Consider the following 13,177-nt stretch of genomic DNA (forward strand, 5'->3'; position numbering starts at 1 on the left):
TCAGTCCTCCCACTGCAGCCGGGCGACCGCGTCCAGGATCCGGTCCACCCCGGGCAGGTGGTGGTGCTCCAGCATCGGCGGCGGGTACGGGATGTCGAAGCCGGTGACCCGCAGCACGGGCGCGGCCAGGTGGTGGAAGCAGCGCTCGGTGACCCGCGCGGCGATCTCCGCGCCGGTGCCGCCGAAGCCGGTCGCCTCGTGCACCACGACGGCCCGGCCGATCGAGCGCACCACCCGGCAGACCGTCTCGTCGTCGAACGGCACCAGGGTGCGCAGGTCCAGCACCGCCAGGTCCCAGCCCTCGGCCTTCGCCGTCTCGGCCGCCTCCAGGCAGACCGGCAGCGAGGGACCGTAGGTGATCAGGACGGCGGACGTGCCGGGGCGCCGCAGCACGGCCCGGCCGATCGGCTCGACCGGGGCCGCCGGGTCGAACTCGGCCTTGCCCCAGTAGAGCCGCTTGGGCTCCAGGAAGACCACCGGGTCGTCGGAGGCGATCGAGGCGCGCAGCAGCCCGTACGCGTCGGCCACCGTCGCGGGCGTGACCACGTGCAGACCTGGCGTGCTGGTGTAGTAGGCCTCGGAAGCGTCGCTGTGGTGCTCGACCCCGCCGATGCCGCCGCCGTACGGGACACGGACGGTGATCGGCAGCGGCAGCCGGCCCGCCGTGCGGTTGCGCATCTTGGCGACGTGCGAGAACAGCTGCTCCAGCGCCGGGTAGGCGAAGGCGTCGAACTGCATCTCGACCACCGGGCGCAGCCCGTACATCGCCATGCCGATCGCGGTGCCGAGGATGCCGGCCTCGGCCAGCGGGGTGTCCAGACAGCGGTCCGGGCCGAACTCGGCGGTCAGCCCGTCGGTGATCCGGAAGACGCCGCCGAGCGCGCCGACGTCCTCGCCGAGGACGTGCACCGCCGGGTCCTCGCGCATGGTGTCCCGCAGCGCGGAGTTGAGCGCCTGCGCCATGGAGGCGGTACGGGAGGAAACGGCAGTGGACATCAGTGCTGCACCTCGGCCTCGGCGGCCAGCTCGGCGGACAACTGGGCGGCCTGCTCCCGCAGCTGCGGGGTCGGCTCGGCGTAGACGTGGGCGAACAGCGCCATCGGGTCGAGTTCCGGATCGGCGTGGAACTCGGCCCGCATCCGGGCGGCGAGCGCCTCCGCCTCCTCGGCCGCGTCCTGTACGAGCCGGTCGTCCAGCACGCCGAGTCCGCGCAGCGCGCCCTCCATCAGCAGGATCGGGTCGTGCTCCCGCCAGGCGGCGACCTCGGGCTCGGTGCGGTAGCGGGTGGCGTCGTCGGCGTTGGTGTGCGCCTCGATCCGGTAGGTCAGCGCCTCGACCAGGGTCGGGCCGCCGCCGCTGCGGGCCCGCTCGACCGCCTCGGCCAGCACGGAGTGCACGGCGGGGGCGTCGTTGCCGTCCACCAGCCGGCCCGGCATGCCGTAGCCGACGGCCTTGTGCGCCAGGCTGGGCGCGGCGGACTGCGCGCTGAGCGGGACGGAGATCGCGTAGCCGTTGTTCTGCACCAGGAAGACCACCGGCGCGTTGAGCACGGCCGCGAAGTTCAGCGCCTCGTGGAAGTCGCCCTCGCTGGTGCCGCCGTCGCCGAGCATCGCCAGCGCGACGGCCGGCTCGCCGCTCAGCCGGGCGGCGTGGGCCAGCCCGACGGCGTGCGGAGCCTGGGTGGCGAGCGGGGTGCAGAGCGGGGCGGTGCGGGTGGCGCGCGGGTCGTAGCCGGTGTGGGCGTTGCCGCGCAGCAGGGTCAGTGCCTCCAGCGGGTCGACGCCCCGGGAGACCACGGCGAGGGTGTCGCGGTAGCTGGGGAACAGCCAGTCGCGCTCGCCGAGCACCAGCGCGGCGGCGACCTGGCAGGCCTCCTGGCCGGTGGACGCCGGGTAGACGGCGAGGCGGCCCTGCTTGGTCAGGGTGGTCGCCTGCTGGTTGTAGCGGCGGCCGACGACCAGGCGCCGGTAGAGCTCGCACAGCAGCGCCGGGTCGTACTTCTCCAGCGCGGGGGTGCCGAGCACCCGGACGGGGGAGAGGTCCGGGAGCAGGGGGGCCGGGTCGGTGCGCGGGGCGGTGGCGCCGGGCGCCCAACCGGGCACGCCCGTGTGGTGTCTGTGGTCGAGAACGGTCATCTCGGGGCACCTCCAGGGGTGGCGGGGGCTCCCTACCGATTGTTCGGTCGTCTGTTCATCTTGACCAGAAGCGTGACAAGGTGGTGGACATTCGGCCTGAGCAGCGGTCGACTGGTGGCAAGGTGTCCAATCGGTGAGGGTGGGGGGTCATGTCGGCTGAACAGATGTCCAGGCTCGACCGGGTCGACCGTTCGATCCTGCGGCTGCTGCAGCAGGACGGTCGCGCCTCGATCCGCTCGGTGGCCGAGCGGGTGCACGTGTCCCGGGCCAATGCGTACGCCCGGATCTCCAGGATGGTCGAGGACGGCATCATCCGCGGCTTCACCGCTCGGGTGGACCACGAACGGGCAGGTCAGGCCGCGTCCGCGTACATCACCCTGAAGATCGTCCAGAACTCCTGGCGCACGGTCCGGGAGCAGCTGCTGGAGCTGCCCGGGGTGGCGCACATCGCTCTGGTCGGCGGGGACTTCGACGTCCTGCTGCTGGTGCACACCGCCGACAACCGGGCCCTGCGGGAGCTCGTGCTCAACCGCATCCAGTCCATCCCCCAGGTGCTCGGCACCCGCACCATGCTGGTCTTCGAGGAGACCGACCAGGTCCCGCCCGACCCGCAGACCCCCTGACGCCCCCGGGCCCCGCGGCCCCCTGCCCCGCGGACCCGCGGCCCCGGACCCCTGCCCCGGACCCGCTGCCCCCTGACGCCCACCGGCGCCGCCGCCCCCGGACGTCCCGGCGAGCGACCGGCGCCCGGCTACCGGCTACCGCGCCCGCAGCCCGTCGAAGGCCAGGTGCACCACCGCGTCCGCGACGCCGTCCGCGGCCTTGAGCCCCGGCCGGTACCACTCCACGATCGAGTTGATCATCCCGAACAGCAGCCGGGTGGCCAGCCGCGGCTCCACGTCCGCCCGCAGCGACCCGTCCGCGACCGCCGCCCGCAGCAGCTCCGCGACCTGGTGGTCGAAGTCCCGGCGCCGCTCCAGCGCCCACTGCTCGGTGGCCGTGTTGCCGCGCACCCGCAGCAGCAGCGTCACGTACGGCAGCTCCGCCAGCAGCACCTCCGCGGTGCGCCGCACCACGTGCTCCAGCCGTTCCACCGCCGGACCGCCGACCGCCGCCGGCTCGGCCAGGATCGCGAACAGACCGTCCAGCGCCCGTCCGACCGCCAGCCGCAGCAGCTCCTCCTTGCCGCGGACGTGGTGGTAGATGGAGGACTTGGAGATCCCGGCCGCCCGGGACAGGTCCTCCATCGAGGTGCCGTCGTAACCGCGCTCGTTGAAGACGTCGACGGTCACCGCGAGCAGTGACTCCACGGTGTAGGCGGTGCGCGTGGTGTGATCGGCCATCCTCCGAGTATCCCCGGCCCCCCGCGGCGGTAGTCGATCGGGTCCGTCCGGTCCGCACCGGCCCGCTCTGGTCCACACCAGCCGGGGGAGCCAGGGCCCGGGTCCTGTCCGGCCGATCTCGGCGGATCAGCCCGCGGCGTCGGGCGGGATGCCCGGCGTCGCGGGCCCGGCAGGATCGGCCGGGCAGGGCCTAGACTCTGCGGACGATCCGTCCACGTCCAGAGCAGGCTGGGGTCCACGGCTGATGAACGCAATACCGGCAGTCGCCTCCGACGTGCCCGAGCAGCGCAGCGGGGAGCCGGCCGGGGCGCACGGCTGGCCGGAGCGGGCCCGCGCACTGGTGGTGCGCTTCGGGCCGGCCGTGTGGTGCTACGCGGTGCTCAAGTTGATCGGCTTCACGGCGTTCATGAAGCTGCTCTCCTTCGCCGGCGACTACGCCAGGAAGCCGGCCCGGTTCGGCGGCGGCGCCAACCCCTGGGACGTGCTGGCCAGCTGGGACGGCTGGTGGTACCAGCAGGTCGCGCAGTTCGGCTACCACCCGGCGCTGGTCCCGATCGTGGGCTCGGAGGGCTACAACGTCGAGCAGAACTCGGCCGCCTTCTTCCCGCTCTACCCGGGCCTGATGCGGCTGACCTCGGAGGTCACCCCCTTCGGCCTGTACGGCGCCGGGATGCTGGTCTCGGTGGTGGCCTCGCTGTTCGCCGCCGCCGGGATCTACGCCGTGGTGGAGAAGATGACCGGGGACGCCCGGACGGGCGTGATCGCGGCCGGGATCTGGGCGATCGCCCCGGGCTCCGGCGCCGAGTGGGCGGTCTACTCGGACTCCACCTTCGTGGCGCTGGCCGCCTGGGCCTGCTACTGCGTGATGACCAAGCGGTGGATCGCGGCCGGGGTGATCACCCTGGTCTCGGGGCTCAACCGGCCGACCGCGGCGGCCCTGATAGGAGCCGTGGGCCTGGCCGCACTGGTCGAGCTGTACCGGCGGGAGAGCGGCGTGCTGCGCCCGCTGACCGCCGTCCTGCTGGCCCCGGTCGGCCTGCTCGGCTACGTCGGCTGGGTGGGCTGGCGGATGGGCGAGTGGGGCGGCTACTTCCGGCTGCAGCACGACGCCTGGCTGCACTACTTCGACGGCGGCCAGGGCACCTGGCACGCGATCCGCGGCGTGCTGCTGGGCCGCAGCGACTACCCCTTCGCGTTCCCGGTGCCGGACCTGCTGGCGACCCTGATCGTGTTCACCCTGCCGGTGCTGATCGTGCTGATGATCCGGCTGCGTCCGCCGCTGGTGCTGACCGCCTACACGCTGGCCACGATCGTCTCGGTGCTCGGCAGCCTCGGCATCTTCGGCAACACCTCGCGCTACCTGCTGCCCGCCTTCCCGCTGTTCATCGCGCTCGCGATCGCGATGCGCAAGCTGAGCTGGCCGGTGCTGGCCACCGTCCTGGGCACCGGCGCGCTCGCCTCCGGCTGGTACGCCGGGTACGTGCTCTTCGAGCTGGGCGTGCCGTAGACCCGGATCCGCCGCAGGCACCCGGAGGGCGCGTCCGCCACGGACGCGCCCTCCGTCCGTTCCGGCGGATTCCCTCCCCTGCACCCTCTTGAGCCGACCGATCGTTCGGTTACTCTGTGACGTGTCCCGTCCTCCCCCCTGAGGAGCGCACAGATGTCCGCAGCGGTCACCCACCCCCTCGTCAGCGAGCTGGTCGAGCGCCACCAGGCCACCCTGGACGCCGCGCTCGCCGCCGCCGCCGACCGCGACTACTGGTCGCCCTACCCCGAGTTCCCCAAGGCGTACGGCGAGAGCGGCCCCGCGGACGGCAAGGCCGCCTTCGACGCCCTGCTCGGCAAGCCCTTCGCCCTGGAGGGCCACCCCACCGACGGCGACCAGGTCGGCGGCGAGGCCTCCCCGTACGGCGTCGAGCTGGGCATCACCTACCCGCACGCCGGCCCGGACGCCCTGATCGCCGCGCTCACCGCCGCCCGCCCCGGCTGGGCCGCCGCCTCCCCGCTGGAGCGCGCCGCCGTCTGCCTGGAGATCCTGCACCGGATCAACGCCCGCTCCCACGAGTTCGCCCAGGCCGTCATGCACACCACCGGCCAGGCCTACGGCATGGCCTTCCAGGCCGGCGGCCCGCACGCCCAGGACCGCGGCCTGGAGGCCGTCACCTACGCCTACGCCGAGCAGACCCGGCTGCCCGCGCGGGCCGACTGGACCAAGCCCCAGGGCAAGCGCGACCCGCTGGTGATGACCAAGGAGTTCACCGTCGTCCCGCGCGGCCTGGCGCTGCTGATCGGCTGCAACACCTTCCCGACCTGGAACGGCTACCCCGGCCTGTTCGCCTCGCTGGCCACCGGCAACCCGGTGCTGGTCAAGCCGCACGCGCGGGCCGTGCTGCCGCTCGCGCTGACCGTCCGCACCGCCCGCGAGGTGCTCGCCGAGGCCGGCTACGACCCCAACCTGGTCTGCCTGGCCGCCGAGCACGACGGCGGCACCGTCGCCGCGACCCTCGCGGTCCGCCCCGAGATCAAGATGATCGACTACACCGGCTCCACCGCCTTCGGCGACTGGCTGGAGGAGAACGCCAAGCAGGCCCAGGTGTACACCGAGAAGGCCGGCGTCAACGCCGTCCTCATCGACTCCACCGACGACTACAAGGGCATGCTGGGCAACCTGGCCTTCGCGCTCTCGCTCTACAGCGGCCAGATGTGCACCACCCCGCAGAACGTCCTGATCCCGCGCGGCGGCATCAGCACCGACCAGGGCGACAAGACCTACGACGAGGTGGTCGCCGACCTCGCCGGCGCGATCGAGGGCCTGCTCTCCGACGACGCCCGCGCCGCCGCCATCCTCGGCGCCGTGGTCAACCCGGGCGTGCTGCAGCGCTCCGCCGCCGCGGCCGGCGGCGAGTACGGCGAACTCGCCCTCGCCCCGCGCGCGGTGACCTCGCCCGACTTCCCCGGCGCGACCGTCCGCACCCCCGCCCTGGTCAAGCTGAACGCCGACAAGCCGGACGACCGCTCGGTCTTCCGCAGCGAGTGCTTCGGCCCGGTCTCCTTCGCCGTCGCCGTGGAGTCCACCGCCGCCGGCGTCGAGCTGCTGCGCACCACGGTTCGCGAGAAGGGCGCCATGACCGCCTCCGGCTACACCACCTCGCCCGAGGTGGAGGCCCTGCTGGTCGAGGCCGCACTGGACTCCGGCGTCTCGCTCTCGCTCAACCTGACCGGCGGCGTCTACCCCAACCAGACCGCCGCCTTCTCCGACCTGCACGGCACCGGCGCCAACCCGGCCGCCAACTCGGCCTACTGCGACGGCGCGTTCGTCGCCAACCGGTTCCGCACGGTGGAGATCCGCCGGCACCGCTGAGCACCCCCCACCGGCACCCCGGGCCCCGGCGGTCACCCACCGCCGGGGCCCGGCGGTTCACAGCTCCCGCCGGGCCCGCGATGATGGAGGCTGGGAGAACGCCGGGAACGGCGTCCAACCGCCCTCCGAACACCGGGAGCTGATACATGGCCGTGAAGCCGACGACCGAAACCGACGTCCTGATCGTCGGCGCCGGACCCACCGGGCTGCTGCTCGCCGGCGACCTCGCCGCCGCCGGCGTCGGCGTCACCGTGCTGGAGAAGCGGGCCGCCGGGTCCGGCCTCACCCGCGCCTTCGCCGTGCACGCCCGCAGCCTGGAGCTGCTGGACGCCCGGGGCCTCGCCGACGACCTGATCGCCACCGGCCGGCCGCTCGGCGCGCTGAAGATGTTCGGCCGCTTCGGCATCGACCTCGGCTCGCTGCAGACCCGCTTCCCGTTCGTCCTGATCACGCCGCAGTACAACGTCGAACGGCTGCTCCTGGAACGCGCGGAGAAGGCCGGCGCCACCCTGGTGCGCGGCGCCGAGGTCACCGGGCTGCGCCAGGACGCCGACGGCGTGACCGTGGAGACCGCCGACGGGGGGACCCACCGCGCCGCATACGCGGTCGGTACCGACGGCGTCCGCTCCGCCGTCCGCGACCTGCTCGGCATCCCGTTCCCCGGCGAGTCGGTGGTCGACTCCGTGGTCCTGGCCGATGTCCGGCTGGAGCACGAACCCGACGAGGCGATCACCGTCGGCGCCAACGAGGCCGGTTTCGCCTTCATCGCCCCGTTCGGCGACGGCTGGTTCCGGATCATCGCCTGGGACCGCCACGAGCGCTTCCCGGACGGCACCACCCCCACGACCGAGCAGCTCACCGCCCTCACCCGGGCCATCCTCGGCGAGGACTTCGGCCTCCGCGACGTCCGCTGGAGCTCGACCTTCCACAGCGACGAGCGCCAGGCCCCCAACTACCGCTCCGGCCGGGTCTTCCTGGCCGGCGACGCCGCCCACTGCCACTCCCCGGCCGGCGGCCAGGGCATGAACACCGGCCTGCAGGACGCCGCCAACCTCTCCTGGAAGCTCGCCGCCGCCCTCCGCGGCCGGGCCACCGACGCCCTGCTGGACACCTACCAGACCGAACGGCACCCGGTCGGCAAGACGGTCCTGCGCACCTCCGGCGCGCTGATCCGGCTCGCCCTCGCCGAATCCGCCCCCACCCGCGCCCTGCGCGGGGCGCTCACCGCGCTGGGCGGCCACCTCGACCTGGTCACCGAACGCGGTGCCCGGCTGGTCTCCGGCATCGGCATCTCCTACCCCGCCCCCAAGGACGCCCACCCGCAGGTCGGCAAGCGCGTCCCGGACCTGCGGCTGACCGCCCTCAGCAAGCCCGTCGAAGGCGCCCCGGCCGCGCCCGAGCGGCTCTACGAGGCGCTGCGCGCCGGAGCGTTCGTCCTCGTCAGCAACGACGAACTGGCCGCGGCCGAGCCCTGGGCCGACCGCATGGTCTCGGCCGCCCCCGCCGACCCGCACGGCAAGCTGCGCGACACCGTCCTGCTGATCCGCCCGGACGGCTACGTCGCCTGGGCCGCCGTCGACCCCGGTCAGGGCGAACTCCGCGCCGCCCTCACCACCTGGCTCGGCAGCCCGGCCTGACGCCCGGTCCGGGCGGGCTGCGACGCCCGCCCGGACCGCACCGCCCGGACGCCGCCGCCGCCGCCGACACCCCACAGGCACCACGGGCACCACGGACACCGCCCGACGAACCCGCCCGGCGAACCCCCGGGCCCCGACCATTCGTTCGGTCGTCCGTTAACCCCGCGCCTTCACGTAGTGCCGCGCCGCCTTCGCCCGATTCCCGCACACCGCCATCCGGCACCACCGCCGACGCCCGTTCTGCGAAGCGTCGAAGAAATGCAGAATGCACGCCTCGTGCGCGCACTGCTTCACCCGCGGCGTCCCCTGCCCGAGCAGCGTGAGGAAGTCGTCCGCGGCGAGCCAGGGCGCCAGCCACTCCGGCCGGTCGGCCTCGACCAGGTCCGTCGCGCCGCCCGGTCCGGCCGTCCGCCGGATCCGCCCGTGCGCCAGCACCGCGTCCAGTCCCGCCCGGGCCCCGTCCCCCAACTCGCCCTGCTCGCGGGCGTCCTGGGCTGCCAGCAGGATCGCCTCGCGGGCCTGCCGGATCGCCGCGAGTCCCGCGTCGTCGGCCGTGCAGCGGTCGCCGAGCCCGGCGGAGGAGAGCCAGATCCCGTAGCCTTCGACCCCGGTGAGCAGGTCGTTGACGGGTGTCCCGGCCCAGCGCGTGTTGAGCAGGTCGAGCGCGAGCGGCTCGCCGATCAGCGGTCGCGGATCCCCCGGGTCGGCCTTCACGTCGGTCATCGTCCTCCCTCGGTTCGGCCCGATTCTACGTCCGGGCCCCGCGCCGTGAATTGGTATGGACCGAGTCGTGAATTCCGGTCATTCACTGTATGAAATCACCGAGTTTCCCGGCCTCCACACTTGACTGTTTTTTAGCAACGAATTGCTTGATCATGAGCCACTTCGCACACCGGTTCTGTCATGTTCGAGCCAGCGTTCTCGACCCCGGAACGCCTGACCCCTTGCCGGCCCCCACAGCCGGCCAGAGGAGGATCCGTTGCGCCCCCGCTCCCTTGCTCTCGCCGCGGCGATAGCCGTGCTGCCGCTGACCGCCGTCTCGCTCGGCGTCTCCACCGCGCAGGCCGCCACCCCCAACGCCGCCCCGCGCATCGCCCTGCCGAACACCGTGAACCCGGCGGTCGCCCACTCGGAGAAGAAGGGCGACGTCCCGGCCGAGCAGCAGATCTCGGTGGCCGTCAGCCTGAAGCTGCGCAACGCCGACGCCCTGGACCGCTTCCTCACCGCGGTCGCCACGCCCGGAACCCCGGAGTACGGCCACTACCTGACGCCGGAGCAGTTCACCGCACAGTTCGGCCCGACCCAGGCCTCCGTCGACCAGGTCAAGGCCTACCTGGCCCAGCAGGGCCTCACCGTCACCGAGGTGAGCGCCAACCGCCAGGTCGTCAACGCCCACGGCACCGCCGCCCAGGTCTCGCAGGCCTTCGGCACGCACGAGAGCGCGTACGTCGACCCGCAGCTGCAGCGCGCCTTCTTCGCCAACGACGCCGCCGCCTCGATCCCGTCCGACCTGGCCGCCGTGATCCAGGGCGTCAGCGGTCTGGACAACCACGCGGTGCGCAAGAACCGCCTGGCCACGCCGAACGCGATCACCCCGAACGCCGCCACGGCCAGCCCGAGCGGAATGTCCCCGGCGCAGTACACCGGTGCGTACAACCTGAACAAGACCGGCGCCGACGGCACCGGCACCACGGTCGCACTGTGGGAGTTCGACGGCTACAAGTCCTCGAACCTCACCACCTACGACTCGCAGTTCGGCCTGACCGGCCCGGCCGTCTCCACCGTCTCGGTGGACGGCGCCAACTACGACTCCGCCCCCGGCCAGGGCCAGGGCGAGGTCGAGCTGGACAGCGAGATCGTGCGCGGCGCGGCGCCCAAGGCCACCCAGCTGGTCTACGAGGCCCCGAACAGCGACCAGGGCGAGATCGACATGGCCAACAAGATCGTGGCCGACAACCGCGTCTCGGTCATCTCGATCTCGTGGGGCTCCTGCGAGCCGGACACCACGGCCTCCTCGATGACGGCCGTCGACAACGCCTTCAAGCAGGCCGCCGCCCAGGGCATCTCGATCTTCTCCGCCTCCGGCGACGACGGCTCGCGCGACTGCACCCGCTCGACCAGCGGTTCGAGCGTCAAGGCCGTCGACTTCCCGGCCTCCAGCCCGCACCAGACCGGTGTCGGCGGCACCAACCTCAAGGTCGGCAGCGGCAACACCTACTCCTCGGAGAGCGCCTGGAGCACCGCCGGCGGCGGCGTCTCCACCGTGTTCGCCAAGCCGAGCTGGCAGACCGGCACCGGCGTCAGCGGCACCATGCGCACCGTCCCGGACGTCGCCTCCAACGCCGACCCGGCGAGCGGCTTCTCGATCTACACGGCCGGCGGCTGGCAGGTCTACGGCGGCACCAGCGCGGCCGCGCCGCTCTGGTCCGGCTACGCGGCCCAGTTCAACCAGAAGGCCAAGGCCGCCGGGCAGCCGGTGCTCGGCGAGGCGAGCCCGCGCCTGTACACGGTCGCGAACAGCAGCAGCTCCGGCAGCGTCTTCCACGACGTGACCACCGGCGCAAACCAGGACTTCTCCGCCAAGGCCGGCTACGACCAGGTCACCGGCTGGGGCTCCCCGGTCGCCGACGCCCTGACCACCGCCCTGCTCGGTGGCGGCGGCGGCACCACCCCGCCGCCCGGCGGCTGCACCGCCGCCCAGCTGGTCGCCAACGGCGGCTTCGAGACCGGCACCGCCGCCCCGTGGACCACCTCCAGCGGCGTGGTCGACAACAGCTCCTCCCAGGCCGCCCACTCGGGCAGCTGGAAGGCCTGGATGAACGGCTACGGCTCGACCCACACCGACACGATGTCGCAGACCGTCTCGATCCCGGCCGGCTGCACCTCCGCGAAGCTGACCTTCTGGCTGCACATCGACACCGCGGAGACCGGCTCCACGGCGTACGACAAGCTGACCGTCCAGGCGAACAGCACCACGCTGGCGACCTACTCCAACGTGAACGCCGCCGCCGGCTACGTGCAGCGCACCCTGGACCTGACCTCCTTCGCGGGCCAGACCGTGACGATCAAGTTCACCGGCACCGAGGACTCGTCCCAGCAGACCAGCTTCGTGGTCGACGACGTCGCGCTGAACGTCAACTGATCACCCTCCGGTAGCTCCCGGTGACACCGGGTGCTACCGGGCGGGCACCACCGATACCCCCGCCGGGGCGGCGCCGACAGGGCCCGCCCCGGCGGTGTCGCGTCCGGCACCGCCCCGGCCGACGGGCCCGGTAAGGTCCGTGTTTCCACACTGTTTCAAGATCGCTAATCATCCGGTCGACCTGCCGTGACCACTGTCATACGCACGACTGATGACGTAGCCTCTCGACCGTGCATAGGGTTCCCCAAAGCTCGGTGAAGCCCCTGGAGGCGCGCCCCGGCGTCGGTCCGGTCCCACCGAACTCACCTGGTGGGGAGGGTCACCGCATGGCCGCACAGCAACCTCAGGACGCCGCGCGGCTGCGGCTGGTCGGGTCGCACACGGAGCGCCCAGGACCACCCGCACCCGCGGCGGGCCAGCCGCCCGCACCGAACCCGACACCCCCGTCCGCCCCGGCGCCGACGCCGAACCCCGGCCGGCTCGCCCCGGTCGGCGGCTTCGCGGACACCCTGCACCTGGCCATCGAGGCCAGCGGCCTCAGCCTGGACCGGATCCGCGCCGCCCTCGCCCAACGCGGCGTCAGGGTCAGCGTCACGACGCTGAGTTACTGGCGGCGCGGCCGGAGCCAGCCCGAGCGGGCCAGCTCGCTGCGCGCCGTCCACCTGCTGGAGGAACTCCTCGGGCTGCCGCACAGCGCGCTGTCGTCCCTGCTCGGCCCGCCGCGCCCGCGCGGCCGCTGGGCCGCCGCGGCCAACACCCTGCACCTCGGACTGGAGGACGTCTGGCCGGGCGAGCAGGAGATCGCCTCGATCTTCGCGGAGCTGGACGCCCCGCCGGCCGGCGAGCTGGAGCGCCTGAGCATCCACGACTCGTACTACGTGGACGCCGAGCGGCGCGGCAACCTGCTGCGGATGCGCCAGGTGGTGCGCGCCACCGTCGGCGGCGTCGGCCGCTGCCTGGTCGTCCACAAGGCCGACGAAGAGGCCACCGGCTGCCCGGAGATCACCGCGGTGCGGCACGGCCGGCTGGGCCGGGTGCGCCGCCGCCCCGAGGTCGGGCTGACCGTCGCCGAGCTGATGCTGGACCGCCCGCTCGGCCTCGGCGACAGCACGGTCTTCGAGTACGAGGTGGAGATCCCGCCGGGCGGGCCCACCCTGGAGTACAGCCGCCGCTTCGCCACCCCGGTGCGCGAGTACGTGCTGCAGGTGCACTTCGACCCGGCCGCCGTCCCGGCGCACTGCGAGCGCTACGACCGCGAACCGGGTGCCGACGTCGACCACCGCCGCGAGCAGCTGTGGATCGGGGCTTCAGCAAGTGCCCACGTCCTGGCCCCGGACCAGCAGCCGGGCCACATCGGCATCCGGTGGGAGTGGGCCTAGCCCGGCCCGCCCCCGCCGCCCCCTCCCGAGCCCCGTCGGACCGCCAGGTCCGGCGGGGCTTTCGCGTGCCCGCCCGAAAAGCTAACCACTTCTCCCTTCAGTACCGGTTGACGACGCATCACCTAACTCCTAATCTCATGAGTACCGGTTAGGCATCGGCCCCACCGGAACCACCGGCCC

10 protein-coding genes are annotated in these 13,177 nt (G+C 73.2%); 6 read left to right on the forward strand and 4 right to left on the reverse strand.

Annotated features, from left to right (window positions below):
* Both AB0D10_RS21790 and pdhA read right to left on the reverse strand, forming a co-directional pair.
* Entirely contained in the window at nucleotides 1-996 is a 996-nt protein-coding gene (locus AB0D10_RS21790) for an alpha-ketoacid dehydrogenase subunit beta (RefSeq protein ID WP_360258758.1), read from the reverse strand.
* Nucleotides 996-2,135, reverse strand: coding sequence for a pyruvate dehydrogenase (acetyl-transferring) E1 component subunit alpha (pdhA, locus tag AB0D10_RS21795; protein WP_360258761.1), 1,140 nt, complete (start codon nucleotides 2,133-2,135; stop codon nucleotides 996-998). Before pdhA ends, AB0D10_RS21790 begins: the two co-directional genes overlap by 1 nt.
* A gap of 149 nt (nucleotides 2,136-2,284) precedes the next feature.
* On the opposite strand from pdhA, the gene AB0D10_RS21800 reads away from it, so the two are divergent.
* Nucleotides 2,285-2,758 carry an Lrp/AsnC family transcriptional regulator gene (locus AB0D10_RS21800; RefSeq protein ID WP_360258764.1) on the forward strand — a complete coding sequence of 158 codons (474 nt, stop codon included), beginning with the start codon at nucleotides 2,285-2,287 and terminating at the stop codon, nucleotides 2,756-2,758.
* Between the two features lie 135 nt (nucleotides 2,759-2,893).
* Here AB0D10_RS21800 and AB0D10_RS21805 read toward each other — a convergent pair whose 3' ends face one another.
* Complete coding sequence (locus AB0D10_RS21805) at nucleotides 2,894-3,478, reverse strand: TetR/AcrR family transcriptional regulator (RefSeq protein ID WP_360258767.1); 585 nt, start codon at nucleotides 3,476-3,478, stop codon at nucleotides 2,894-2,896.
* Between the two features lie 244 nt (nucleotides 3,479-3,722).
* Here AB0D10_RS21805 and AB0D10_RS21810 point away from each other — a divergent pair, with 244 nt between their 5' ends.
* The 3 genes from AB0D10_RS21810 (at nucleotide 3,723) to AB0D10_RS21820 (ending at nucleotide 8,476) form a co-directional block, all read left to right on the forward strand.
* Nucleotides 3,723-4,985, forward strand: coding sequence for a hypothetical protein (locus tag AB0D10_RS21810; protein WP_360258770.1), 1,263 nt, complete (start codon nucleotides 3,723-3,725; stop codon nucleotides 4,983-4,985).
* 153 nt (nucleotides 4,986-5,138) lie between these two features.
* Nucleotides 5,139-6,839: a phenylacetic acid degradation protein PaaN gene (gene paaN / locus AB0D10_RS21815; protein WP_360258773.1), complete on the forward strand. Its 1,701-nt coding sequence runs from the start codon at nucleotides 5,139-5,141 to the stop codon at nucleotides 6,837-6,839.
* Between the two features lie 146 nt (nucleotides 6,840-6,985).
* Entirely contained in the window at nucleotides 6,986-8,476 is a 1,491-nt protein-coding gene (locus tag AB0D10_RS21820) for an FAD-dependent monooxygenase (protein WP_360258776.1), read from the forward strand.
* Between the two features lie 156 nt (nucleotides 8,477-8,632).
* On the opposite strand, the gene AB0D10_RS21825 is transcribed toward AB0D10_RS21820, so the two are convergent.
* On the reverse strand, nucleotides 8,633-9,199 hold the full coding sequence (locus AB0D10_RS21825) for a CGNR zinc finger domain-containing protein (RefSeq protein WP_360258779.1): 567 nt from the start codon (nucleotides 9,197-9,199) through the stop codon (nucleotides 8,633-8,635).
* A 256-nt stretch (nucleotides 9,200-9,455) separates the two neighbouring features.
* Between AB0D10_RS21825 and AB0D10_RS21830 the strand changes: the two genes are divergently transcribed.
* The gene (locus AB0D10_RS21830; RefSeq protein WP_360258782.1) at nucleotides 9,456-11,618 is read left to right on the forward strand and encodes a protease pro-enzyme activation domain-containing protein; all 2,163 of its coding nucleotides are present in this window, start codon (nucleotides 9,456-9,458) and stop codon (nucleotides 11,616-11,618) included.
* Between the two features lie 326 nt (nucleotides 11,619-11,944).
* Entirely contained in the window at nucleotides 11,945-12,997 is a 1,053-nt protein-coding gene (locus AB0D10_RS21835) for an XRE family transcriptional regulator (RefSeq protein WP_360258785.1), read from the forward strand.
* Nucleotides 12,998-13,177 lie beyond the last annotated feature (180 nt).

The organism is Kitasatospora sp. NPDC048545 (assembly GCF_040651155.1).
Taxonomy (GTDB): domain Bacteria; phylum Actinomycetota; class Actinomycetes; order Streptomycetales; family Streptomycetaceae; genus Kitasatospora.

What these genes read in the sequence shown, in the direction of transcription:
- AB0D10_RS21805 (WP_360258767.1), bottom strand. Translation starts at nt 3,478, where the DNA reads ATGGCCGATCACACCACGCGCACCGCCTACACCGTGGAGTCACTGCTC.
- pdhA (WP_360258761.1), bottom strand. Translation starts at nt 2,135, where the DNA reads ATGACCGTTCTCGACCACAGACACCACACGGGCGTGCCCGGTTGGGCG.
- AB0D10_RS21820 (WP_360258776.1), top strand. Translation starts at nt 6,986, where the DNA reads ATGGCCGTGAAGCCGACGACCGAAACCGACGTCCTGATCGTCGGCGCC.
- paaN (WP_360258773.1), top strand. Translation starts at nt 5,139, where the DNA reads ATGTCCGCAGCGGTCACCCACCCCCTCGTCAGCGAGCTGGTCGAGCGC.
- AB0D10_RS21835 (WP_360258785.1), top strand. Translation starts at nt 11,945, where the DNA reads ATGGCCGCACAGCAACCTCAGGACGCCGCGCGGCTGCGGCTGGTCGGG.
- AB0D10_RS21800 (WP_360258764.1), top strand. Translation starts at nt 2,285, where the DNA reads ATGTCGGCTGAACAGATGTCCAGGCTCGACCGGGTCGACCGTTCGATC.
- AB0D10_RS21810 (WP_360258770.1), top strand. Translation starts at nt 3,723, where the DNA reads ATGAACGCAATACCGGCAGTCGCCTCCGACGTGCCCGAGCAGCGCAGC.
- AB0D10_RS21790 (WP_360258758.1), bottom strand. Translation starts at nt 996, where the DNA reads ATGTCCACTGCCGTTTCCTCCCGTACCGCCTCCATGGCGCAGGCGCTC.
- AB0D10_RS21825 (WP_360258779.1), bottom strand. Translation starts at nt 9,199, where the DNA reads ATGACCGACGTGAAGGCCGACCCGGGGGATCCGCGACCGCTGATCGGC.